Below are 22,685 nucleotides of genomic sequence, written 5' to 3'. Positions count from 1 at the left end.
CGATCCGACGCGATCTGCGCGAGGGGAGCCCTGTTTCTGTCTGACCGGAGGTGCCTCGGCGCTGGAGGGGGGCGGGCAGCTAGAGGGAGTGGGCGGCGAGCCAGGGCATGAGGACGGCGGCGAAGCGGGCCGGGTGCTCGATGCTGGGGGAGTGGGCGCTGTCGGCGAAGCGGATGAGCGTCGCGTCCGGCATCGTCGAGACGAGGTCGTCGGCCGCAGGATGCAGGGGCGAGAGGTCGTGCTCGCCGATCGTCACCAGAGCGGGAACGGTGATCTCGCCGGTGCGGCCGAAGGCGAGCGGGGCCGCAGGCACGCGGGTGCCCGCAGCGGAGGCGTGCGGGAGGTTCTCGAGGTTGAGCGCGTACGCCCTCTCGAGAAAGACGGGATCGAGGTCGCTCAGCTCGCGGGTGGTGCCCGCGGCCCAGAGCTCGGCCTCGAGGCGGTTGACGGCGAGGTGCTCGCCCTGCGCTTCGAGCTCGTCCAGGCGATCGGACGCCGCCTGCTCGCGGGCGGTGAGCTCGGGCTCGGGAAAACCGCTGGGGCTCGAGCCGATCGTCACGAGGCCCGACACTCGTGCGGGGTGGGCGAGCGCTGCGTCGAGGGCGATCCCGCCGCCGCGGGACGCACCGACGAGCGTCGCACGCTCGACGCCGGCGGCGTCCATCACCGCCAGCAGGTCGTCGACGTCCGAGAACGAGGCGTCGCCCGCCGTGGTGCGGCCGAACTGCCGGGCGTCGTACCGGACGACGCGGCGTGCGGCGGCCAGCTCGGGCAGGAGGGGATCCCACATGCGCGCAGTCGCGATGCCCGAGTGGATCAGCACCACGCCAGGCGCGCCCTCCGGCCCCGAGGTCTCGGCCCAGAGGTGTGCTCCGTTGTGATCGACGTCCATGCGCTCGAACCTACCGAAGGCCGCCGGCTTCGCACCATGCGATCCCGATCGAGCCACGGCATCCGGTGGCGCTAAGGGGATCGCGTGGTTCGACCCCGACCGGCCGGACCCGCGTCGCCCTGCTAGCGTCGGCCGCGATGATCCTGCAGACTCCGCGCCTGAACCTCCTCCCGCTGACCCGCGCCGCCATGACGCGGCGGCTCGAGAGCGACCGCTTCGAGCTGGAGTACCAGCTCTCGGACGGCCCCGCCACCGTCGAGTTCCCGCCGAGCTGGCCGGGCGACGCGCTCGGCATGTTCCGCGGTCAACTAGACCGCCTCGACGACGACCTCGACGAGGCAGCGGGTCACTTCACGGCCATCCTGCTCGAGACGAAGGTCGCTATCGGTCAGCTCGGCACGAAGGGCGCCCCGAACGACGTCGGCGAACAGGAGATCGGCTACGGCTTCAACCGCGAGATCTGGGGCCGGGGCCTCGCCACCGAGGCGGTCGGCGCGCTCACGGCGTTCGTGCTCACCCTGCCCGGTGTCGCCGCGGTGACGGCCGAGACTGCGGTCGACAATCTCGCGAGCGCCCGCGTCCTCGCGAAGGTCGGCTTCACGCAGACCGGCACGAGCTGGGATGCCGACGACGGCGACCTGCTCACGTGGCGTTTCGTCGCACGCGACTAGCGTGGGCGGATGCGCCACCTGATCCGGCTCGACGACTGGGCCCCGGCCGGCCTCGAAGCGGTCGTCGCCCTCGCCGACGCCTATGCGCGCGGCGCGGGCCCGACGACGAACGGGTGCGCGGCGATGTTCTTCCCGCCGACGAGCCTCCGCACCCGCGTCTCGTTCGAACGCGGGGCCGAGCTGATGGGGCTCCAGCCGATCGTCTTGCCGGCCGACACCCTCGACAAGCCGGAGGCGCTCGGCGATGTCGCCGGGTACCTCGCACCCTGGGTCGACGTGCTCGTGGTGCGGCACCCCGCCATCCGCGTGCTCGACGGGCTGGCCGAGTCCGGTGTGCTGCCGGTGATCAACGCGATGACCGACGAGAACCACCCGTGCGAGGTGCTCTCCGACCTGTACACGCTGGGGCAGGATCACGAGATCCGCGGCCTCCGATTCGTCTTCGTCGGCCCCGACGGCAACCTGTCGCGCGCCTGGGCGGAGGCGGCCCGGGCCTTCGATCTCGACCTGGTGCAGTGCTGTCCCGATGAGTTGGCCATGCCAGGCTGCCGCTGGAGCGGTGACGTGCGGTCGGCGGTTCGCGACGCCGACGTGATCCTGACGGATGGCCCCGGTGCGCATGCTGAGGCGATGGCGCCGTTCACGATCACCGCCGAGCTGCTGGCCCTGGCGCCTGCAGCTGTGAAGCTCGCGCCGGTGCCGCCGTTCGCGCGCGGGCGCGAAGTCAGCGCGGAGGCCGTGGCGGGGCCGGCGTTCGTCGGCTACGGCTTCAAGGCGTCGCTGCTGCCGGTGCAGCAGGCCGTCATGGCGTACGCGCTCGGGCTCGGGTAGCCCGCCGTGCCCGCTTCACCCGAACGGCCTGTCGGCAGCGTGCCGGCCGGCGACGCCGCGCCACCCGGCGACGCCGCCGACCTTCCAGACATCTCCGACCTCCGCGGCCGCGACCGCCGACGCGCCGCAGGCGTGCTCGCCGTCTTCAGCCGCGACGACGAGCCGCTCGCCGACGGCATCGACATGACTCTCTTCGACGCGGCCGGTGCCCCTGTCGGACGCTCGTCCTTCCGCTTCGTCGAGCCGCACACGCCGGCCCTCAGCGAGGTGATGTCCGACGTCGAAGACCACCTGCTGGGCGCCGCTCGACTCGTCGTGCACCCGGCCAGCTACGCCCTCGTGCAGCGCGGTCGCGCCCTGCGGGCCCGAGTCTCGCTCGCCCCGAAGCCCGGCGCACGCGACGCCCTCGACGTCTGAGAAGAGATCAGGGGGCAGGATGCCGGGCGGTCACCGTGATCCACCGCTCGGCCGACCCTCCCGTGGTCGACTCGACCGCGCTGAGCGTCTCCCAGCCCGACTGCTCGAGCACGCCCCGCAGCTCATTTTCGTGCCAGTAGGTGAAGTGCCTCGGCGAATCGAGTTTGCGGGTCGACCATTCGTCGCCGTCACCTTTCTTGAACGACGCCGCGAGAACGCCGCCGACACGCGTGGCCTGGCGCGCTACGCGGAACACCGGCGAGCCGATCGCGATCGACATGCAGCAGCACGGCGTTGGCGAAGACCGCGTCGTACGGCTCGCTGAAGTCGGCATCGTAGAAGGCCGTGTCGTAGAAGTTCAGGAGGCGCGCCTCGAAGCCTTTCCGCCGGAAACGCTCGACGAACGCCGCCGCCCCGTCGGTGCGGTCGACTACCAGCCCGGCCCGCTCGAGATCGGCCGCGTCGCGACCGGGGCCGCTGCCCAGCTCGAGCACCCGCGATCCTGCCGCCGTCAGGTCGACCAGCTCGGCCACCAGCGTGGAGCGGCCGCCCGAAGTCCGCTCGGCGTAGCGATCGGCGTGCGCCTCGTAGGTCGCGAGAGTCTCGTCACGCACGTCGGCGGGAGGGGGTAACGCGTCGTCAGCCACGGCGTCGGCGTCGGCGAATTCCGAACGGGATGGACACGACGACGAGACCGAGCAGGATGAGACCGCCGACCAGGATCACCGTGGCCATCGGGATCCGGTACACGTCCTCGGCAAGGAGAACGACGGCCCCGACAGCGATGTACACGGCCAGACCGAACACCGCCTTGCTCGGCGACGCCGCCCAGCGCGACTCGGGCACGACGTCGTCGGCGTGCACCGGTCGCATCGGCGACAGTTCGTTCAGCGAGTCCACCCGCCGAGCCTTGCACGGCTCTCCTACCGCGTCCAGGCCCCGCGGGGGTGATCCGGGTCGGTGTTGTCGATGACGAGGTCGGCGCGCTCCCAGAGCCGGCAGCTGGCGAAGTAGAGATTCTGCCCTCGATGTAGCGCCGCATCGACGGGTGCTCCGGGTCGGGGTTCGAGCCGTCTCGGGCGGCCATGCGCTGCGCCGTCTCGCTGAAGGGGACGTCGAGGAAGACCGAGCGGCCCCACGTGCCCACCAGCTCGTCGCGGTGCAGGAACATCCCCTCGACGATGACGAGCGCGTCGTCGGCGGCCCGCTCGACCGGCCCCGGCGCCGACGAGCCGGAGAAGGCGTCGAAGGAGGACGCCCGGTACACGCCACTCCCGCCGGCCCCGAGCGGCTCGAGCACGGACGACCGAAACGCGTCGTAGTCATAGGTGTCGAGCCAGAACCCTTCGGGCGAGCCGCGGCCGCACCGGTGACGGACCGCCGACGGGTTCAGGAAGTCGTCGACGTGGATGACGACCGCGGGCCGCCTCGACACCCGGCCGGCGAGCGCTGCCGCGAACGTGCTCTTACCGCTGCCGTCGACGCCGTCGATCGCCAGCAGCACTCGCCCGTCGGTCGGAAGCCCCGCCAGCAAAGCCGTGAGCATGTCGTCCAGGTCGTCGGTCACTGCCGTCACCGATCGCCGAGGCACCACCGATCGGACAGGATCAGCGGCCTCGAAGGCACGAATCGGTCTGATCCGAGGTGCGTCGACGCACGGCGCGGCGCGCGGCCGCGGGCCGGGATCAGCCGGCGGCGAGCGCGGCGTCGACCAGGGCGACGAGGCCATCGGGGAAGACCGGGAGGGTTGTTGCGCGCAGCTCGTCGAGAGGCCACCAGGCGACACCGCTGATGCTGGCGCGCTCGAGGTCCGTCCAGCCGGACGAGTCGATCGAGGTGTCGGTCACCCGGCAGAGGTAGTACTCCTCCGACTGCTCGAGTACGTCGCCGTTGAACGGGAACTCGATCTCGCGCCGCAGCACGACGGGCCCGAGGTCGACCGAAAGGCGCACACCCGCCTCCTCGAACGCCTCGCGCCTGGCTGCCTCGGCCGTGGTCTCGCCGGGCTCGCACCCGCCGCCGATCGTGAACAGCCACTCGCCGGCCTCCGGCCTGGCCGGGTCACCGCCCCGCATCAGCAGCACCGAATCGTCGTGCAGCAAGATGACGCGGCCCGCGATTCTCTTCATTCCTCCATCCTCGCCGACCACTCGCGCCGGGCGAGGGAGAACACGTACGAGTCGCGCCAGCCGTCGCGCAGCATTAGGCTGTGACTCTCGGTGCGCTCGAGCTGCATGCCGAGACCCCTCAGCACGTGCTCGGACGCGACGTTGCGTGGGTCGCAGGTGGCGGTGATCCTGCCGACGTCGAGGTTCTCGAGCGCCCACGCGACCAGCAGCCGCCCGATGCACGTCGCGATGCCACGGCCCCAGAGGTCGATGTGCACGGCGTACGAGATCTCGGCCGCGTCGACCTCCTTGCGCTGCACCTCGCCGATGCCGACGACCGTGTCAGCGGCGGCGGCGGCCCACACCCAGCGCATCTGAGGCCCCTGCTCCCAGGCCGCGACCGCGCCGTCGACGAACACCTCCGTCTCGGCGGGCGAGTTCGGCCCCCACGGCTGAAACCGGCACGCGGTCGGCTGCGACGCCCACTCGTGGATGCGCGCCGCGTCCTCCCGCAGGAGAGGCCGAAGCCGCACGGCGCCCGCCTGCGCTCCGTCGTCGCCACCGCCCATGTCTGCGAGGCTAGCCGCCGCAGGATCCCCGCGCGCGCCGGCCTGAACCTCCAACCGGACAGGATCTGCCCCGAATCCTGTCGGTTTCGAGGTTCACGATCGCCTACGGACGAGCAGTGCCGGGGCGACCGCCGCGAGCAGCACGCAGGCGCCGACGATGAGGGCCAGCCGCGGGTCGACATGGTCGACGGCGACTCCGGCGAGCGCCGCACCCGCAGCGACGCCCACGTTGGTGGCCGTGCCGATCCACGTGCTCGCCTCGGCCCGTCTGGCGTCGGGGACGAAGTGATCCGACGCGACGTACGCGACGACGATCGCCGGCGTCATCGCCGCCCCGAGCACCACCAGAACGGCGCCGAGAGACAGCAGCGTCGGCGCGAATGCCGCCGCGAGCTCGGCAGCGGCGGCCACGGCGACGAGAACGGCGAGCTGCACACCTGCAGAAGAGCGATGCGGTAGCCGACCCCAGCCGAGACCACCGGCGGCGCCGCCCACCGACACCGCGGCGAACAGGATCCCGACGGCGTCGCCCCGCCCCGCCTCCTGACTCACGGCGGTGACGGCGACCTCGACCGGGCCCGTTCCGAGCCCGAGAGCGAGCACCGAGGCGGCCAACAGGAGAAACGCCGGCGACCCGAGCACCCCCGATCCTGCCGCCCGTGAGAGGGAGGGAGCCGGGCCGCTCGCGCTGCGGGCCGCCGTCGAGAACGCCATTCCGACCGAGCCGACGAGGTTGACGCCCGCGCTCAGCAGCAGGGCCGTCGCCGGGCTCGAGATCGCGACGACGCCGCCGACGACGAGCGGCCCGACGGCGTAGAGCGCCTCCTCGACGATGCCGTCGAGGCTGTAGGCGCGCAGTCGAGCCGCAGGATCCGGGGTCAGCTCGGCCCACATCGCCCGCATGGAAGGCCCGAGCGGGGGAGCGCACAGGCCGGCCAGAGCCGACAGGGCGAGCAGGAGGGCCCCCTGATGCAGTCCTCCTCGGGCGACTGCTGCGAGCGCGGCGAACGCGACCGCGAACCCGGATCCGAAGAGCGGCAGCATGCGTCGCCGGCCGAAGCGGTCGATGAGTCGGGCCTTCGCGGGCATGGACAGACTGGCGAGGGCGTAGACCCCGAGCGCAGTGCCGGCGTCGGCGAACGAGTGGGTGGCGCGCTGCACGGTCAGCAGGAGCGCAAGGGAGACGGTCGCGTACGAGAGGCGACCGATGAGGGCGGCGGAGAACGTGCGCAGGGCTCCGGGCAGGCGGAGGACGGCGCTGTAACTCACCGCCCGGGTGGGGCGGGTCATGAAAGGCTCCAGGGTCAGGCGCCCCGAGAAGGTCTCGATCGGGGCGGCTGCGAAAAGGGGTCGACGACGAGCGCACGCACGCGGCGCGCGCTCGTCGGCCTATCCCCGGAGTTCGGACATCGCGGCCACGCTATCGGCCACGAGCGGCTCGCGGCAACCGCCGCACCTCGCGCCCTGGGTCAGTACGCCTGAGCCAACACGAACCCTTGGCCGTCCTTCTCCGAGGGGCGCGCGGCACGATCGAGGCGGGCCAGGATGCGGAAGCCCGACCTTTCCAGCCGCGTGGCTACGGCATCCGTCTCGTGCAGGTAACTGCGGAGGAGACCGACCTCGTGGCCGTAAGCGCCGCTGCGCTCGTGCACGCCAGTCCCCGCCTGGAACCCGAGAAGCACCACTCCGCCCGACCGCAGCACACGCCGGAACTCGCTGACGACCGGGCCGAGCTCGCCCGGCTGCGTGTGAATGATCGAGTACCAGGCGAGGATCCCGTCGAACTCCCCATCAGGGAAAGGGAGAGAGGCATTCGCGGCCTCGATCATCGCTACACCCGGATGCGAGGACCGGGCCTGCGCGACCATGCCCGGCGAGAGATCGGCCCCCGTCAGCACGAGGGACGGCTCGAGGTCGGCGAGGAGCGTGAGCATCCTGCCCGCCCCGCATCCTGCGTCCAGCACCTGGGCGCCCCGTGGCAACTCCTCGACGAAATCGGCGATCATGGCGAGGTCGAGGGGAGCCTCGAACGCCACGTCGGGCAACAGCTGCGCGTAGCTCGCGGCCACCGTGTCGTAGGCGGCCCTCGTCTGCGCCAGGTCGTCGTCGCTCACGCCTCGACGCTACCGCGCCGGCAGGCAGGATCCCTCGCCCGGACGCGCCGCGGACACGCCTGACCGCGGCATCGCCGAGGCACCTTTGATCCGACGGATCCCGCGGCCATCAGGGCTCAATCCGGTCTGGTCGGAGGTGCGTCGGCGAGGGAAGGGCGCCAGACGCACACGAAGGCCCCGGCGTGAACCGGGGCCTTCGCAACTGTCTCAACCAGTGTGTCCGAGGGGGGACTTGAACCCCCACGCCCTATACGGGCACTAGCACCTCAAGCTAGCGCGTCTGCCATTTCCGCCACCCGGACGAGTGTTGTGCGGCGTAACCGCCTGGAAGACATTAGCACGACTCGAGCCCCTGCTCAGACACGGGCAGCCCCCTCGGCGGTGCCGGGGCGACACCCTCGGTCCCGGCCAAGGCCCTTGCGCCGCGGCGCTGGAAGGTCGTCCGGAACGAGGGGTGTCGCGACGCCGAACCGAGGCCCGCGACGAGAGACCCAGCACCGAGCCGGTAGCGTGGTCGACATGACCGATCTCGACGAGACAGCACGGATCGCCCAGGAGCTCATCCGGTTCGACACGACCAACTACGGGGGCGGCAAGTCGAACGGCGAGACCGACGCGGCCGAGTACGTCGCGGCGAAGCTCGAAGACCTCGGGCTCGAGCCGCTGATGTTCGAGTCGGAGCCGGGCCGCCACAGCGTGCTGGCGAAGGTCGAGGGGCGCGACCCCGACAAGGCGGGGCTCGTCGTGCACGGCCACCTCGACGTGGTGCCCGCGGATCCTGCGAACTGGACTGTCGATCCGTTCGGCGGCGAGGTCAAAGACGGCATGCTGTGGGGTCGCGGCGCCGTCGACATGAAGAACATGGACGCCATGATGCTGACCAGCGTCGGCGACATCCTGCGCGCGGGTGAGAAGCCGGCCCGCAACCTCGTGCTCGGCTTCCTCGCCGACGAGGAGGCCGGGGGAGTGCTCGGCTCGCACTACCTGGTCAAGAACCACCCCGAGCTGTTCGACGGGATGGGCGAGGCGATCAGCGAGGTCGGCGGCTACTCGACCTTCATCGACGGCAAGCGCGCCTACCTCCTGCAGACGGGCGAGAAGGCCCTCATCTGGATCAAGCTCATCGCGCGCGGCACTGCGGGCCACGGTTCGCAGATGATCACGGACAACGCGGTGACGAAGCTCGCCGAAGCCGTCGCCACGCTCGGCCGCCAGGAGTGGCCGGTCGCCCTCACCGAGACGACCACCGGCCTCCTGCGCGAGGTCGCGAAGATCCTCGAGGTCGACCCCGAGCGCACGAGCCCCGACGAGCTGGTGCTCAAGACGGGCACCGCGTCCGGCTTCATCCGCGGCAGCCTCCGCGTCACCACCAACCCCACGCAGCTGGTCGCCGGCTACAAGCACAACGTCGTGCCCGACACGGCCGAGGCGCTCGTCGACATCCGGTGCATGCCGGGTGACGAGGCGACCGTTCTCGCGCAGGTGCAGGATCTGATCGCCGACGACATCGAGATCGTCACGATGCACACCGACATCGGGCTCGAGACCGAGTTCGGCGGCCCGCTCGTCGACTCGATCAAGAGCACGCTCGACCGGCACGACCCGGGCGCGCCCGTGCTGCCCTACCTCCTGAGCGGCGGCACCGACAACAAGGCGCTGAGCCTCCTCGGCATCAAGGGGTACGGCTTCGCGCCGCTGCGCCTGCCCGAAGAGATGGACTTCCCCGCCATGTTCCACGGGGTCGACGAGCGAGTGCCGCTCGACGCGCTAACCTTCGGCAGTCGCGTGCTCCGCGACCTGTTGAGCACCTACTGAGAGGCCCTTGACGCACGTGGAACATTTCCTCCAGGCACTCCTCCTCGGCCTCGTCCAGGGTCTGACCGAGTTCCTGCCGATCTCGTCGAGCGCGCACATCCGGCTCGTCGCCCTGTTCTTCCCGCACGCCGCGGGCAAGGAGTTCGACCCGGGTGCGGCCTTCACCGCGATCATCCAGCTCGGCACCGAGCTCGCGGTGCTGATCTACTTCTGGGGCGATGTCAAGCGCATCGTCGTGCGCTGGTTCCTGGCGCTGTTCGGGCGCTTCGACCGTCGTGATCCCGACGTGCGCATGGGCTGGCTGGTGATCATCGGCACCTTCCCGATCCTCATCGTCGGCGTGCTGACGCAAGACCTGATCGCCACCGACTTCCGGTCGCTGTGGCTGCTCGCCACCGTGTTCGTCGTGTTCGGCGTGATCCTGGGGGCCACCGACATCTACGGCCGCAAGGTCGCAGGATTCGAGAAGTTGACCTGGGGGCACGGCATCCTGATCGGCATCGCCCAGGTACTGGCTCTCGTCCCCGGTGTCTCTCGCTCGGGCGCCACCACCTCCGCCGGCCTCGCCCTCGGCTACACCCGCCCGGCCGCCGCACGCTTCTCGTTCCTGCTGGCGATCCCCGCGGTGTTCGGCTCGGGGCTCTTCGAGGCCTACCAGGCGATCCACTCGCACGCGCACAACCCGTACTCGTGGGCCGACACCGGAGCGGCGACCGTCGTCGCCTTCGTCGTCGGCTTCGTCGTGATCGCGTTCTTCATGAACTACATCTCGAAGCGCTCGTTCATGCCGTTCGTCGTCTACCGCATACTGCTCGGCATCGTGCTGTTCGTCCTGCTCGGAATCGGAGTGATCGGCTGATGCGATCGTGGGCCACACCATCCGTCCCGTCTCTCCCCGGCGTCGGCGCCATCCCCACCCTGTACGACACCGCCACGGGGGACGCTCGCCCGACCGACGTGACGAACGGCGCTCAGCTCTACGTCTGCGGCATCACCCCCTACGACGCGACCCACCTCGGCCACGCCAACACCTACCTCGCGTTCGACACGCTCAACCGCGTGTGGCGCGACGCCGGAGTCGAGGTCGCCTACGCGCAGAACACCACCGACGTCGACGACCCGCTGCTCGAACGGGCCGCGGCGACGAACGTCGACTGGCGCGAGCTCGCCGAGTCGCAGACCGACCTCTTCCGCTCGGACATGCAGCACCTGCGAGTGATCCCGCCCGACCACTACATCGCCGTCACCGACATGGTGTCGCCGATCGGCGAAGCCGTCGCGGTGCTCCTCGAGGCGGGCTTCGCGTATCGCGTCGAGACCCTCGACTCCTCGGCTGGCGACGACGTCTACTTCGACGTCGATCGCGCAGCCCGCGACACGTCGTGGCACCTCGGCATCGAGAGCCGCCTGGACGCCGCCACGATGATGCACTTCTTCAGCGAGCGCGGCGGCGACCCCGACCGCATCGGCAAGCGCAACGAGCTCGACCCGCTGCTCTGGCGCTCGGCTCGCGACGGCGAGCCCTCGTGGCCTGGGGCTGCAGGATCGGGTCGCCCCGGCTGGCACATCGAGTGCACCGTCATCGCGCGCGACCACCTGACCCTGCCCCTGTCCGTTCAGGGCGGCGGCAGCGACCTCGTCTTCCCTCACCACGAGATGAGCGCCGGGCACGCGACGGCTCTCACCGGCGAACCGTTCGCCTCGCACTATGCGCACGCCGGCATGGTCGCCTACCAGGGCGAGAAGATGTCGAAGTCGCTGGGCAACCTCGTGAAGGTCTCCGAGCTCATCGCCTCCGAAATCGATCCCCGCGCCATCCGGCTCGCGCTGCTGTCGCACCACTACCGCAGCGACTGGGAGTGGTTCGACGACGACGTGTACGGGGCCATCGCTCGGCTGTCGCACTGGGCGGAGTGGGCGGCGGGTGCAGTGGCCGGCACGGCTTCGACGTCACTGCTCGACGGGCTGCGAGCAGCTCTCGCCGACGACCTCGACACGCCTGCCGCGGTCGCACTCGTCGAGACCGCGGTGCAGTCGGGCGCGACGCCGACCACGGTCGACGTCGACGCCGTCGACGCCCTCCTCGGTATCCCTCTGCGCTGACAGCCTGTGCCCCCAGGTTTTGGGACAAACCCGCCGCGGCCATAGGCTGGCCGGATGCTCGGACCGCTCGACGCCCTCCCCATCACACCCCGTCGGATCGCGATCGCGGGTGTCTCCGGGGCCGGGAAGTCGACGCTCGCGAGGCGCCTGTCTCGCATCCTTCAGCTGCCCTACACCGAGATCGACTCGCTCTACCACGGGCCGAACTGGACGGAGCGCGAGGGGTTCGCCGCCGACGTCGACGCCGCCACGAGCGGCGACCGCTGGGTGATCGAGTGGCAGTACACCTCGCAGCGCGAGCTCATCGCCGAGCGCGCCGACACCCTCGTGTGGCTCGACCTGCCGTACCGGACGACGCTGGGCCGGGTCACCGGGCGCACGATCCGCCGACGCATCCGTCGCACGCCGCTGTGGAGCGGCAACGTCGAGGGCCCGCTGAAAGACTTCTTCACCGACCCCGACCAGATCATCCGGTGGTCGATCCGCCAGCGGCACTCGCTCGACGGCCTCGGCGAGCGACTCGAACGCGACCACCCGCATCTGCAGGTGGTGCACCTGACGACACCGCGCGAGGTCGAGCAGTTCGTGTTCGGCATCGGCACGCACCGCGGCGAGTAGGCGGCGGATCTCCCGGCGGGGCGATCCGCCCGGCAGTTCTGCCTTGGGCCGTACGATCGCGCGGGCAGGCCGCGAATGGGCGGCCAGGACAAATGGCGGCCGCCACCGTTGCCCGCCAGTTCCGCCGCCGCCCGCGCGATCACGCGGGCACATCACGAACTCGAGACGAAAGCCCGAGCGGCGGAAGGCCGCCACCGCTACGCCGAGGGCGGCCGCCAGGGATCGTCGCCCGACTTGCCGTCGCGGCGGCGCAGGTAGCGCTCGAACTCCTGCGCGATGGCTTCGCCGGAGGCCTCGGGCGAGTCGACGGTGTCGCGCGCCTGCTCGAGCTGCTCGATGTAGCCGGCCATGTCTTCGTCGTCGGCGGCGAGCGAGTCGATGCCCGACTCCCAGGCCGCAGCCTCTTCGACGAGGTCGCCGCGGGGGATCTCGATTCCGGTGAGCTCTTCGACCTTCTCGAGGATCGCGAGCGACGCCTTGGGCGACGGAGCGTTGTGCACGTAGTGCGGCACCGACGCCCAGATCGACAGGGTGGGGATGCCTGCGGACTCGAGGGCCTGCGAAAGCACCGACAGGATGCCGACGGGGCCCTCGTAGGACGAGCGCTCGACGTCGTATTCAGCGCGCAGGTCGGCGTTCTCGCTGCCGACGTACATCGAGATCGGCCGGGTGTGCGGCACGTCGGCGAGCATGGCGCCGAGGAAGATCGCGCCCGTGACGTCGTGCACATCGACGAGGTCGACGATCTCGCTGGCGAAGCTGCGCCAGCTGCGCGACGGCTCGGCACCGAGCAGCACGAGCAGGCCCCCGTCGGCGGGGCCGTCGTCGGCGACGATCGAGCCGTCGACGTCGGCGACTGGTGAGGCGACGGCCGGCGTGCCGTGCAGCAGGATGCGGGGCCATTCGAGGGTCGCGTTGCCCTCGTCGTCGTGCGCTGCCTGGGGCCGGTTGAACTGGAAGTCGATGTAGGCCTCGCCGTCGAGCTCGGCGAGCGTGGTCATCTCGAGCGAGTCGACGAGCGAGCGCGCTACATTGCTGGCCGCCTCGCCCGCGTCGTTCCAGCCCTCGAACGCGACGACGAGCAGCCGACCTTCAGCAAAACGTGACTGGGGCGACAAGCTGGCATCCTCACTGCGCGAGCGGCCTTTCGGCTCGCGCTGACCCTCAACGATAGACCGTGGCAAGGCGCGTGAGAGCCGCCTGCCATAGACTCGTGCGTCGTGACCGAATCCATTCCGGCCCCCGCATCGCCTTCGGAGCCCTCTGCCGCCCTGCCGCTCCCGGCGGCGGTGCTCTGGGACATGGACGGCACTCTCGTCGACACCGAGCCCTACTGGCAGGAGTCGCAGATCCGTCTCGTGGCCGAGTTCGGCGGCGAGTGGAGCCGCGAAGACGGCGACTCGCTGATCGGTTCGGGTCTCTGGCATTCGGCCGAGGTGCTGCAGAACCACGGCGTCAAGCTCTCCGGCCAGGAGATCATCGACCGGATGACCGACGACGTGCTGAAGGGCATCCGCGCCCACCTGCCCTGGCGCCCGGGCGCGCGCGAGCTGCTGCGCGAGGTGCGCGACGCCGGCGTCAAAACGGCGCTCGTCACGATGTCGTTCCGCCGCATGGCCGAGGAGATCGCCGCGTCGACCGGCTTCGAGGCATTCGACGTCATCGTCGCCGGCGACCAGGTCGAGCACGCCAAGCCGCACCCCGAGCCCTATCTCACCGGTGCCCGCCTGCTCGGCGTCGACATCTCCGACTCGATCGCCATCGAGGACAGCCCGACGGGCGTCGCCTCGGCCGTGGCGTCGGGTGCGGTGACGATCGGGGTGGAGCACCTCACGCCGCTCGACTCCGACTCCGGCTACCTCCGCCGCGACACGCTGGTGGGTCTGTCTCTCGACGATCTCCGTGGCATCCTGCGATCCGGTCGTGAGCTCCAGGCGCTGCCGGAGGCCGCCGAGTGAGCGGCTATCGGCGCCAGAGCGGCCCCTTCCTCTACGGCGACAAGGTGCAGCTGACCGGCCCGAAGGGCCGCATGCACACGATCACGCTGCAGCCCGGCGGAGAGTTCCACACGCACCGCGGCATCATCAGGCACGACGACGTCGTCGACCAGCCGGACGGCTCGGTGCTGATCGCGTCGACCGGCGACGAGTACCTCGCGCTGCGGCCGCTGCTGGCCGACTTCGTCATGTCGATGCCTCGCGGCGCCGCGATCGTCTACCCGAAGGACGCGGCGATGATCGTCACGTTCGCCGACATCTTCCCGGGTGCCACGGTCGTCGAGGCCGGCGTCGGCTCGGGTGCGCTCTCGCTGTCGCTGCTGCGCGGCGTCGGGCCCGAAGGGCGCCTGGCGTCGTTCGAGCGCCGGCAGGAGTTCGCCGACGTCGCCATCGGCAACGTCACGAGCTTCCTCGGCGCCGAGCCCTCCAACTGGACGGTCACGGTCGGCGACCTCGTCGACGAGCTGCCGAACGTGATCCCCGCGGGCGAAGCCGACCGTGTGGTGCTCGACATGCTCGCCCCGTGGGAGTGCGTCGACGCGACCGCCGAGGCCCTGAAGCCGGGCGGGCTCGTGGTCTGCTACATCGCCACCGTCACGCAGCTCTCGCGCACAGCCGAGGCCTTCCGCGACTCGGCCCTCTTCACCGAGCCCGACTCGTCCGAGACGCTCGTGCGCTCGTGGCACGTCGAGGGCCTCGCCGTGCGCCCGGACCACCGCATGATCGCCCATACCGGCTTCCTCATGACGGCTCGGCGCCTGGCCCCGAACGCCGTGCTGCCACAGTTGAAGCGCCGCGCCTCGAAGTCCGACTTCACTGACGAAGACGTCGAGCTCTGGACCCCGGGAGCCGTCGGCGACCGCCGCGCCAGCGACAAGAAGCTGCGGAAGACCGCGAGGCAGGCGCAGGATGCAGCGGCCAAGGCCGTGCGCGGAGACGCGCGCTTCGCAGACCCCGACCCGGCCCCACCAGCCGAGGCCATCGAGACAATCGACACGACCACCACCGAACAGGACTGACACGTGCCCAGAATGAAGTTGACCAAGGCCCTCGCGGTCGCCGCCGCCGTCGGCGCTCTCGTCTCGCTCTCGCTGGCGGGCTGCTCGTCGTCGTCGAACTCGGCCGAGGGCTGCACCAGCATGTCGTCCGGCTCGGCCTCGAACTCGATCAAGGCGACCGGCGCGGTCGGCAAGGCGCCGAAGGTGACCTTCGACAAGGGCCTGTCGACCAAGACGAGCGAGAAGACCACCCTCGTCAAGGGCAAGGGCAAGCTCATCACCAAGGGCGAGCCGGTGATCTTCCAGGTCAGCCTCTACGACGGCAAGACCGGCAAGAAGGCGACCGCCACCGACTACACCGGCTCGGGCACCTACCTCGTCGCCGGCCCCTCGGCGAACCTCTCGGCGCTCAGCAAGGGTCTGACCTGCTCTCACGTCGGCGACCGGATCGCGGTCGCGGGCAGCGCGAAGGACAGCACCAACGGCAAGGGCATCTCGAGCTACAAGATCGGTGCCACCGACAGCGTCGTCTTCGTCGCCGACATCCTGAAGGCCTTCCCGGGCCGCGCCACCGGCACGACCGAGAAGCCCGTCGCGGGCCAGCCGACCGTCAAGCTCGGCAAGAACGGCGCCCCCACGATCACCGTGCCGAAGGGCGCCAAGGCCCCCACCAAGCTCGAGTCGACGACTCTGATCAAGGGCACCGGAGCGAAGGTCAAGGCCGGCGACACTCTGATGATGGAGTACACCGGGGCGCTCTACTCGAACGGCAAGGTCTTCGACTCGTCGTGGACGCGTGGCCAGCCGTTCGTCGGCAGCCTGACGCAGGGCCAACTCATCAACGGCTGGGTCGACGGCCTCGCCGGCAAGACCGCCGGCAGCCAGGTGCTGCTCGTCGTGCCGCCGGCCGAGGGCTACGGCGCCACCGCGCAGACTGGCATCCCCGCGAACTCGAGCCTGGTGTTCGTCGTGGACATCCTCGGCAAGGTCGGCTGACCCGCATCCTGCCGCGGAGGCTCCGTGGAGTCCTGCCGCCCTCCCTCCAGCCAGTAGGCTGATCGGGCTCGTTGTTGTGAAGAAAAGAGGATTCGTGCGCAAGCTCCCCGCGCTGATCGTTGTCGCCGGGCTCCTGGCGTCGCTGACCGCCTGCTCGACGAGCTCCGCCCCCGGCGCTGCCGGTTGCACGGCTCCCGCTTCGGGCGACGCGTCGAACGTCGTGACTGCCAAGGGCGAGTTCGGCAAGAAGCCCACGAAGGTCTCGATCCCCACCCCGATCAACACGAAGAAGACCGAGGTGTCGACCCTGATCCAGGGCCACGGCCAGACCCTCACCGAGGGCACGCCGACCCTGATCAAGTACACGATCTACTCGGGCGCGACCGGCAAGGCGGTCTCGGCGTCGTCGTACGGCACACCGACCACCCCGATCACCATCGGCGCCACGCAGGGCGGCCCCCTCGTCGCCGCGCTCACCTGCGCGCAGGTCGGATCGCGCCTCGCCGTCGCCGTCAAGGCCAGCGAGCTCACCTCGACGTCGGGCACCGCGCCCAAGCCGAACGGCAAGTCGGGCCCGGCCTACGTCGCCGTCATCGACGTGGTCAAGGCGTTCCTGCCGAAATCCAACGGCCGCCTCGAGCCGGGCGTCAACAACATGCCCGCCGTCGTGACCGCCGCGAGCGGCGCCCCCGGCATCAGCGTGCCCGACACCGCGGCGCCCACCAGCGAGAAGATCCAGGTCATCCGCAAGGGGTCCGGCCACACGCTGACCGCCAAGGACCAGGCCATCGTCGAGTTCACGGCGGTCGACTGGGTCGCCAAGCCGACCGTCAAGGCCTCGACCTGGACGGACGGCAAGTCGGCCACGGTCGTGCCCCTCAACTCGACGCAGATCCCCGCGTCGGTCCGCAAGGGTCTCGTCGGCCAGCCCGTGGGCTCCCAGGTCATGGTGGTCCTGCCCGCGTCGAGCGCGACCGGCGGCTCGGCCCTGATCTACGTGTTCGACGTGCTGGGCTCGCTCTGACCGGCTCCGGCACCACCCGCCCCGTAGGCGCCCTGCGCGCCTCGACGGTCCTCTAGGATCGTCGTCGTGCCCGCTGCCCGCGCCCCGCGAATCCCCGTCGAAGAGAGGCTCTTCAGCCTCGTCCTCGCGCTGCTCGCGACCGACACCGGCCTGACCAAGACCGAGATCCTCTCGACGGTGCAGGGCTACCGCCAGCGCTGGTCGCAGGGCGACAACGCCGCCCTCGAGCGCCAGTTCGAGCGCGACAAAGACGACATCCGCGAGCTCGGCGTGCCGCTGGAGACGATCGAAGAGCCCGGCGCCTCGGGCAACAACCAGAATCTCCGCTACCGCATCCCGCGCGGCGCCTACGAGCTGCCCGACGACATCGCGTTCTCGTCCGAAGAGACGGCGCTGCTCACCCTCGCCGCGATGGTCTGGCGTGAGGGCACGCTGTCGGGCGAGTCTCGCCGCGCCCTGCTCAAGCTCCGCAGCCTCGGCGGCGCCACCCCGGTGCCCGAGCTCGACTACGCCCCGCGCATCCACTCGCGCGACGCCGCGTTCGAGCCCTTGCGCACCGCCCTCGACCGATCGGCCGTCGTCACCTTCGACTACCTCAAGCCCGGCGAAGACAGGCCCCGCGCGCGCACCGTCGTGCCCTACGCCCTGGTGCAGTTCCAGGGCCGGTGGATGTGCCCCGCCATCGACCCCGACACCGGCGGCTGGCGCACCTTCCTGCTCTCGCGCATCGTCTCGCCCGTCACCATCACGAACCGCATCGTCGAGACGCCGGCCGAGGCGACAGCCGACAGGTCGCTCGCCGACCTCGAGTCGCTGTGGGAGGGGCAGACGACCCGCGTCCAGGTCGTCGCGAACTCCGACGCCGAGACGCGGTTGCTCAAGAGACGAGGCACGGTCCGCACGAGCGACACCGAGCTCGAAATCCACTGGTCCGACCGGCACCTGCTGGCCGACGAGCTGGCCTCGTTCGGGCCGGAGGTCGTCGTCACGAGCCCGCCCGAGATCGTCTCGCTGGTGAGGGCGCGTCTGGCTGCGCTGGTCGACGACCATCAGGATCCTGCGCCCCTAGCCAGCGACATCGACGAAGGCAGGTCTCGTGGCTGACCGCACCCCCGCGCCGGGCGCCCAAGACAAACTGGCGTTCCTCCTCTCGCTCGTGCCCTACCTGATGGACCGCGGCAGCGTGAGCGTCGCCGAGGCGGCCGCACACTTCGGCGTGCTCGAGAAGCAGATCCGCGGCGCGGTCGAGCTGATCGCCGTCTCGGGCATCCCCGGCGAGACCACGCAGTATCAGCACGGTGACCTGTTCGACATCGCCTGGGACGACTTCGAGCAGAACGACGTGATCGTGCTCACCAATCTGGTCGCCATCGACGACTCACCGCGGTTCTCGGCCCGCGAGGCGGCCGCCCTCATCGCCGGCCTTCAGTACCTGTCGTCGCTGCCCGAGAACGCCGACCGGCAGGCCATCGCCTCGCTGCAGTCGAAGCTGTCACGGGGCGCGTCGTCAGCGCCGAGCCAGGTCGCCGTCGAGAACTCCGAGACGAACGAGCTGCTCTCGCTCGTCCGCCGCGCCGTCGAGGAGGGCGTGCAGATCGAGTTCGACTACTCGGGCGTGCGCGGGCAGTCCGAGCGCCGCCGCGTCGACCCGCTGCGCGTCGAGTCGGTCGACGCCGACTGGTACCTGCGCGGCTACGACCACCTGCGCGAGGCGGTCCGCACCTTCCGCCTCGACCGCATCTCGGGCGCCGCCGTGAGCGACGCCGCGATCACCCACCGTGCCTCGGACGTGAGCCTGCCCGAGAAGCTCTTCGAGGGCTCGCCCGACGACGTCGTCGTCACCGTCGAGATCGACCAGGCGGCCTCGTCGCTGCTCGCCGACTACGCGCCCGACGACGTCGAGCCGGCAGGCCCGGGGCGATGCAGGATGCGACTGCGCGTCAACCAGTTCGGCTCGCTCGCCCGGCTCGTGGCGGGTCTTCCCGGCCGCGCGGTCGTCGTCGAGCCGCCCAGTGCACGGGCCGCGGTCGCCGACTGGGCGTCTCGCGCATCCCGGCTCTACTCCTGACCTCTTCGGCCTTCCGTCGAGTTACACTTGACCATTCCCGATGAGCAAGGAGGCATCGATCGTGGCCACGACCGACCTGCCCGACGCTGCCGAGGCCCGAGGCTCTCGCAAACAGCGCGACCGCGAGGGGCGCATGTCGCTCGGCGCCCACTTCATCGAGTTGCGCAAGCGCCTCTTCATCGCCGCCCTCGCGATCCTGCTGGCCAGCGTCGCCGGCTGGTTCCTCTCGACGTACGTGCTCGACGCCCTGCGGGCCCCGGTGCTCGCGATCGCCGGGGGTGAGCGGCGCGCCTCGCTCAACTACTCGAACATCACCGGCGCCTTCGACCTCAAGCTGCAGATCACCATCACCGTCGGCGTCATCATCTCGTGCCCGGTGTGGCTCTACCAGATCTGGGCCTTCATCATCCCGGCGCTCCTTCGCAAAGAGAAGATCTACGCCCTCGGCTTCTTCCTCACCGCCGTCCCGCTCTTCCTGATCGGCTGCGCCGCCGGCTACTACGTGCTGCCGCACATCGTCGAGGTGATGACGTCGTTCATCTCGCGCCAAGACTCCAGCATCATCGACGCGAAGACGTACTACAACTTCGTCTTGAAGCTGGTGCTGGCCGTCGGCGTCGCGTTCGTCCTGCCGGTCTTCCTGGTGATGTTCAACTTCATCGGCTTCATCTCGGCCGCGGCGATCATCAAGGGCTGGCGCATCGCCGTCATCTTGATCTGCCTCTTCTCGGCGATCGTCACCCCGTCGGCCGACGTCATCTCGATGCTGATCCTGGCCGTGCCCATGACGTTCCTCTACGTGGTCGCCTGCGGCGTCACCTGGCTGCACGATCGGCGCGTCGCCAAGCGTGTCGCTGCCATGGATGCCGAGCTCGACGCCGAACTCGCGGGAGAATAGCTGAGTGAGCATTAGCGAACCGTCTCCCGCCGAGCGGTTCGCCGCCTCCCGCAATCGCAGCAGGACGCCGCAGCTGCAGTCGTTCCGGTCGCGCCTGGGGTTCGCCCTCGACCCGTTCCAGATCGCGGCGTGCGAGGTCGTCGAGCAGGGCCGCAGCGTGCTGGTCGCCGCCCCCACCGGGGCCGGCAAGACGCTCGTCGCCGAGTTCGCCATCCACCTCGCGATGCAGGACGCCCGCGACAAGGTCTTCTACACGGCGCCGATGAAGGCGCTCAGCAACCAGAAGTTCCAAGAGCTCGTCGCCGAGTACGGCGCCTCCGAGGTCGGCCTCCTCACCGGCGACACGAACGTCAACTCGCGGGCGCGCATCGTCGTGATGACCACCGAGGTGCTCCGCAACATGCTCTACGCGGGTTCCGACCTGCTCGAAGACCTGCGCTACGTCGTCCTGGACGAGGTGCACTTCTTGGGCGATCGCTTCCGCGGCGCCGTCTGGGAGGAAGTGATCATCCACCTGCCCCTCGACGTGCGGATGGTGTCGCTGTCGGCGACGGTGTCGAACGCCGAGGAGTTCGGCGACTGGCTGATGGCCGTGCGCGGCGAGACCGACGTGATCGTGTCGGAAGAGCGCCCGGTGCCGCTGCAGCAGCACGTGCTCGTCGGGTCGAAGTTCCTCGACCTGTTCGACTCGAGCGGCCAGGCCGCCACCAACCGGGTCAACCCCGAGCTGGTCCGAGCCGCGTCGCTCGGGCGCCGCCCTCAGGGGCGCAGCGGCGGCGGGCGGCCCGGCGCCGGATCGCACGGCTACAAGGGCCAGCGCGGAGGGTCGCGACCCACCCCGCACGCCCAGGGCAACCCCGGCCGGATGGACCGCTGGAAGATCGTCGACATGCTCGACGGCATGCAGCTGCTGCCCGCCATCTTCTTCGTCTTCAGCCGCGTCGGCTGCGATCAGGCTGTGCGGCAGGTGCTGCGGAGCGGCATCCGCCTCACGAGCGCGGCCGACCGCGCCGAGATCCGAGAGGTCGTCGACGAGCACTGTCGCACCCTCCGCGACGAGGATCTCGCCGTGCTCGGCTACTACGAGTGGGTCGAGGGCCTCGAGCGGGGCGTCGCCGCGCACCACGCAGGCCTCCTGCCGGCGTTCAAAGAAGTCGTCGAGATCCTGTTCCAGCGGAAGCTCGTGAAGGCTGTCTTCGCCACCGAGACGCTGGCGCTCGGAATCAACATGCCCGCTCGCTCGGTCGTGCTCGAGAAGCTCGAGAAGTTCAACGGCGAAGCGCGCGTGCCGATCACGCCGGGGGAGTACACCCAACTCACCGGGCGCGCCGGCCGTCGCGGCATCGACATCGAGGGCCACTCCGTCATCCAGTGGGCGCAGGGTCTCGACCCCCAGGCCGTGGCCGCGCTCGCGTCGCGCCGCACCTACCCGCTCAACTCCAGCTTCCGGCCCACTTACAACATGGCAGTCAACCTGATCGAGCAGTTCGGCCGGTCGCGCACCCGCGAGGTGCTCGAGACGTCGTTCGCGCAGTTCCAGGCCGACCGCGCCGTCGTCGACCTCGCCCGCAAGGTGCGCACCCAGCAGCAGTCGCTCGACGGCTACGCGAAGTCGATGCAGTGCCACCTCGGCGACTTCGGCGAGTACATCGAGCTGCGGCAGCAGATCACCGACCTCGAAAAGCAAGGGGCTTCGCGCGCCGAGCTGCAGAGCCGGGGCGAGCGCGACAAACGCCAGCAGAAGATCACCTCGCTGCGCCGCCAGCTGCGCTCCCACCCCTGCAACGAGTGCCCCGAGCGCGAGCAGCACGCCCGTTGGGCCGAGCGCTGGCTGAAGCTCAAGAAGCAGACCGACCAACTGTCGGCACAGATCCGCAGCCGCACGGGCGCTGTCGCCAAGATCTTCGACCGCGTCACCGACGTGCTGCTCGATCTCGGCTACCTCGTGCCCCGCGACGGCTCGAACGCCGCCGAAGAGGCCACCTACGACTCGTCGTCGGTGTCGCGCACGGCCGAGGTCGACGTCGCGACACCCGGTCGGGCTCTCCGCCGCATCTACGGCGACCGCGACCTCCTCGTCGCCGAGTGCCTGCGCCGCGGCGTCTGGAACCAGCTCGACGTCCCGTCGTTGGCCGCCATGGCCGCGACCCTCGTCTACGAGCCGCGGCGCGACGAGGGAATGCTCGCCGAACGCTACCTGCCGCGCGGCGAGTACCGCACGGCTCTCGACCGCACGCAGACGATCTGGAGCGAGCTCGACGACCTCGAGCAGTCGCACCGCCTGCCGGGCACCCTGCAGCCGTCGCCGGGCCTCGCCCTCGCGATGCACCGCTGGGCACGCGGGGCCGACCTCGACTCCGTGCTCGACGACGCCGATCTCGCCGCCGGCGACTTCGTGCGTTGGACGAAACAGACTATCGACCTCCTCGACCAGCTCTCCGTCGTGGCCGACCCGCCCGTCGGGCCGGTCGCACGCAGAGCTCTCGACGCGGTGCGGCGCGGCATCGTCGCGTACAGCGCGGTGTGACGCTCTCCGACGCCGGTGACAGGTCGCTCGCCTACAATT

The 22,685-nt window shown here is 70.3% G+C and carries 24 protein-coding genes and 1 tRNA gene; 16 read left to right on the top strand and 9 right to left on the bottom strand.

All coding sequences use genetic code 11. The features are described from left to right. Positions 1-79 precede the first annotated feature (79 nt). Positions 80-892 carry an alpha/beta fold hydrolase gene (locus AX769_RS12475; protein WP_066279775.1) on the bottom strand — a complete coding sequence of 271 codons (813 nt, stop codon included), beginning with the start codon at positions 890-892 and terminating at the stop codon, positions 80-82. Between the two features lie 137 nt (positions 893-1,029). On the opposite strand from AX769_RS12475, the gene AX769_RS12470 reads away from it, so the two are divergent. Genes AX769_RS12470 through AX769_RS12460 form a run of 3 tightly spaced genes read left to right on the top strand, consistent with a single transcriptional unit; the run spans position 1,030 to position 2,811 of the window. Then, positions 1,030-1,563, top strand: a complete 534-nt coding sequence (locus AX769_RS12470) for a GNAT family N-acetyltransferase (protein ID WP_066279772.1) — start codon at positions 1,030-1,032, stop codon at positions 1,561-1,563. A gap of 9 nt (positions 1,564-1,572) precedes the next feature. After that, positions 1,573-2,394, top strand: coding sequence for an ornithine carbamoyltransferase (locus tag AX769_RS12465; protein ID WP_066279771.1), 822 nt, complete (start codon positions 1,573-1,575; stop codon positions 2,392-2,394). A gap of 6 nt (positions 2,395-2,400) precedes the next feature. Next, the gene (locus tag AX769_RS12460) at positions 2,401-2,811 is read left to right on the top strand and encodes a hypothetical protein (protein ID WP_157887610.1); all 411 of its coding nucleotides are present in this window, start codon (positions 2,401-2,403) and stop codon (positions 2,809-2,811) included. Positions 2,812-2,999: 188 nt separating this feature from the next. Here AX769_RS12460 and AX769_RS12455 read toward each other — a convergent pair whose 3' ends face one another. Together AX769_RS12455 and AX769_RS12450 are read right to left on the bottom strand one after the other, a co-directional pair. Then, positions 3,000-3,458 (bottom strand): bifunctional 2-polyprenyl-6-hydroxyphenol methylase/3-demethylubiquinol 3-O-methyltransferase UbiG, encoded by a 459-nt coding sequence (locus tag AX769_RS12455; RefSeq protein ID WP_082763793.1) that lies wholly within the window; start codon positions 3,456-3,458, stop codon positions 3,000-3,002. Beyond that, positions 3,451-3,711, bottom strand: coding sequence for a hypothetical protein (locus AX769_RS12450; protein ID WP_066279763.1), 261 nt, complete (start codon positions 3,709-3,711; stop codon positions 3,451-3,453). Before AX769_RS12450 ends, AX769_RS12455 begins: the two co-directional genes overlap by 8 nt. Before the next feature lie 239 nt (positions 3,712-3,950). Between AX769_RS12450 and AX769_RS24010 the strand changes: the two genes are divergently transcribed. Then, positions 3,951-4,133, top strand: coding sequence for a hypothetical protein (locus tag AX769_RS24010; protein WP_157887609.1), 183 nt, complete (start codon positions 3,951-3,953; stop codon positions 4,131-4,133). 363 nt (positions 4,134-4,496) lie between these two features. On the opposite strand, the gene AX769_RS12440 is transcribed toward AX769_RS24010, so the two are convergent. The 5 genes from AX769_RS12440 to AX769_RS12420 all read right to left on the bottom strand — a co-directional run bounded on the left by AX769_RS12440 (position 4,497) and on the right by AX769_RS12420 (position 7,904). Then, complete coding sequence (locus AX769_RS12440) at positions 4,497-4,940, bottom strand: NUDIX hydrolase (RefSeq protein ID WP_066279759.1); 444 nt, start codon at positions 4,938-4,940, stop codon at positions 4,497-4,499. Further along, positions 4,937-5,488, bottom strand: a complete 552-nt coding sequence (locus AX769_RS12435) for a GNAT family N-acetyltransferase (RefSeq protein ID WP_204249211.1) — start codon at positions 5,486-5,488, stop codon at positions 4,937-4,939. The genes AX769_RS12440 and AX769_RS12435 overlap by 4 nt, the downstream gene beginning before the upstream one ends. Before the next feature lie 93 nt (positions 5,489-5,581). Beyond that, the gene (locus tag AX769_RS12430; RefSeq protein WP_066279757.1) at positions 5,582-6,778 is read right to left on the bottom strand and encodes an MFS transporter; all 1,197 of its coding nucleotides are present in this window, start codon (positions 6,776-6,778) and stop codon (positions 5,582-5,584) included. A gap of 179 nt (positions 6,779-6,957) precedes the next feature. Beyond that, positions 6,958-7,602, bottom strand: coding sequence for a class I SAM-dependent methyltransferase (locus tag AX769_RS12425; RefSeq protein ID WP_204249210.1), 645 nt, complete (start codon positions 7,600-7,602; stop codon positions 6,958-6,960). A 217-nt stretch (positions 7,603-7,819) separates the two neighbouring features. Beyond that, positions 7,820-7,904 (bottom strand) — tRNA-Leu (locus AX769_RS12420). A gap of 217 nt (positions 7,905-8,121) precedes the next feature. Here AX769_RS12420 and AX769_RS12415 point away from each other — a divergent pair. Genes AX769_RS12415 through AX769_RS12400 form a run of 4 tightly spaced genes read left to right on the top strand, consistent with a single transcriptional unit; the run spans position 8,122 to position 12,138 of the window. Continuing rightward, positions 8,122-9,417, top strand: coding sequence for a M20/M25/M40 family metallo-hydrolase (locus AX769_RS12415; RefSeq protein WP_066283627.1), 1,296 nt, complete (start codon positions 8,122-8,124; stop codon positions 9,415-9,417). Positions 9,418-9,433: 16 nt separating this feature from the next. Further along, the gene (locus AX769_RS12410) at positions 9,434-10,276 is read left to right on the top strand and encodes an undecaprenyl-diphosphate phosphatase (protein WP_066279751.1); all 843 of its coding nucleotides are present in this window, start codon (positions 9,434-9,436) and stop codon (positions 10,274-10,276) included. Then, a complete protein-coding gene (gene mshC, locus AX769_RS12405) occupies positions 10,276-11,520 on the top strand; it encodes a cysteine--1-D-myo-inosityl 2-amino-2-deoxy-alpha-D-glucopyranoside ligase (protein ID WP_066279748.1) in 1,245 nt (414 codons plus the stop codon). Before AX769_RS12410 ends, mshC begins: the two co-directional genes overlap by 1 nt. A gap of 54 nt (positions 11,521-11,574) precedes the next feature. After that, entirely contained in the window at positions 11,575-12,138 is a 564-nt protein-coding gene (locus AX769_RS12400; protein WP_066279745.1) for a (d)CMP kinase, read from the top strand. A gap of 197 nt (positions 12,139-12,335) precedes the next feature. On the opposite strand, the gene AX769_RS12395 is transcribed toward AX769_RS12400, so the two are convergent. Further along, complete coding sequence (locus AX769_RS12395; RefSeq protein ID WP_066279743.1) at positions 12,336-13,256, bottom strand: proteasome assembly chaperone family protein; 921 nt, start codon at positions 13,254-13,256, stop codon at positions 12,336-12,338. A gap of 102 nt (positions 13,257-13,358) precedes the next feature. Here AX769_RS12395 and AX769_RS12390 point away from each other — a divergent pair, with 102 nt between their 5' ends. The 8 genes from AX769_RS12390 (at position 13,359) to AX769_RS12355 (ending at position 22,646) form a co-directional block, all read left to right on the top strand. Continuing rightward, positions 13,359-14,096: an HAD family phosphatase gene (locus AX769_RS12390; protein ID WP_066279741.1), complete on the top strand. Its 738-nt coding sequence runs from the start codon at positions 13,359-13,361 to the stop codon at positions 14,094-14,096. After that, positions 14,093-15,154, top strand: a complete 1,062-nt coding sequence (locus AX769_RS12385) for a tRNA (adenine-N1)-methyltransferase (RefSeq protein ID WP_066279738.1) — start codon at positions 14,093-14,095, stop codon at positions 15,152-15,154. Before AX769_RS12390 ends, AX769_RS12385 begins: the two co-directional genes overlap by 4 nt. 12 nt (positions 15,155-15,166) lie before the next feature. Beyond that, complete coding sequence (locus tag AX769_RS12380) at positions 15,167-16,129, top strand: FKBP-type peptidyl-prolyl cis-trans isomerase (protein WP_066279736.1); 963 nt, start codon at positions 15,167-15,169, stop codon at positions 16,127-16,129. Positions 16,130-16,223: 94 nt separating this feature from the next. Further along, positions 16,224-17,153, top strand: a complete 930-nt coding sequence (locus AX769_RS12375; protein ID WP_066279731.1) for an FKBP-type peptidyl-prolyl cis-trans isomerase — start codon at positions 16,224-16,226, stop codon at positions 17,151-17,153. Positions 17,154-17,219: 66 nt separating this feature from the next. After that, positions 17,220-18,257 (top strand): YafY family protein, encoded by a 1,038-nt coding sequence (locus tag AX769_RS12370; RefSeq protein WP_066279728.1) that lies wholly within the window; start codon positions 17,220-17,222, stop codon positions 18,255-18,257. Further along, a complete protein-coding gene (locus AX769_RS12365) occupies positions 18,250-19,221 on the top strand; it encodes a YafY family protein (RefSeq protein ID WP_066279725.1) in 972 nt (323 codons plus the stop codon). The genes AX769_RS12370 and AX769_RS12365 overlap by 8 nt, the downstream gene beginning before the upstream one ends. Before the next feature lie 133 nt (positions 19,222-19,354). Further along, positions 19,355-20,119 (top strand): twin-arginine translocase subunit TatC, encoded by a 765-nt coding sequence (gene tatC, locus AX769_RS12360; protein WP_066283625.1) that lies wholly within the window; start codon positions 19,355-19,357, stop codon positions 20,117-20,119. Positions 20,120-20,129: 10 nt separating this feature from the next. Further along, on the top strand, positions 20,130-22,646 hold the full coding sequence (locus tag AX769_RS12355; RefSeq protein WP_066283622.1) for an RNA helicase: 2,517 nt from the start codon (positions 20,130-20,132) through the stop codon (positions 22,644-22,646). The last annotated feature ends 39 nt before the right edge of the window (positions 22,647-22,685 follow it).

Source organism: Frondihabitans sp. PAMC 28766 (assembly GCF_001577365.1).
In the GTDB taxonomy this organism is placed as follows: Bacteria; Actinomycetota; Actinomycetes; order Actinomycetales; family Microbacteriaceae; genus Frondihabitans.
This window is presented reverse-complemented; position numbering and strand designations above follow the sequence as displayed.

Coding starts and splice junctions, on each gene's coding strand:
- AX769_RS12415 (WP_066283627.1), top strand. CDS start 8,122: ATGACCGATCTCGACGAGACAGCACGGATCGCCCAGGAGCTCATCCGG.
- AX769_RS12400 (WP_066279745.1), top strand. CDS start 11,575: ATGCTCGGACCGCTCGACGCCCTCCCCATCACACCCCGTCGGATCGCG.
- AX769_RS12380 (WP_066279736.1), top strand. CDS start 15,167: ATGAAGTTGACCAAGGCCCTCGCGGTCGCCGCCGCCGTCGGCGCTCTC.
- AX769_RS12470 (WP_066279772.1), top strand. CDS start 1,030: ATGATCCTGCAGACTCCGCGCCTGAACCTCCTCCCGCTGACCCGCGCC.
- tatC (WP_066283625.1), top strand. CDS start 19,355: ATGTCGCTCGGCGCCCACTTCATCGAGTTGCGCAAGCGCCTCTTCATC.
- AX769_RS12440 (WP_066279759.1), bottom strand. CDS start 4,940: ATGAAGAGAATCGCGGGCCGCGTCATCTTGCTGCACGACGATTCGGTG.
- AX769_RS12430 (WP_066279757.1), bottom strand. CDS start 6,778: ATGACCCGCCCCACCCGGGCGGTGAGTTACAGCGCCGTCCTCCGCCTG.
- AX769_RS12435 (WP_204249211.1), bottom strand. CDS start 5,488: ATGGGCGGTGGCGACGACGGAGCGCAGGCGGGCGCCGTGCGGCTTCGG.
- mshC (WP_066279748.1), top strand. CDS start 10,276: ATGCGATCGTGGGCCACACCATCCGTCCCGTCTCTCCCCGGCGTCGGC.
- AX769_RS12475 (WP_066279775.1), bottom strand. CDS start 892: ATGGACGTCGATCACAACGGAGCACACCTCTGGGCCGAGACCTCGGGG.
- AX769_RS12465 (WP_066279771.1), top strand. CDS start 1,573: ATGCGCCACCTGATCCGGCTCGACGACTGGGCCCCGGCCGGCCTCGAA.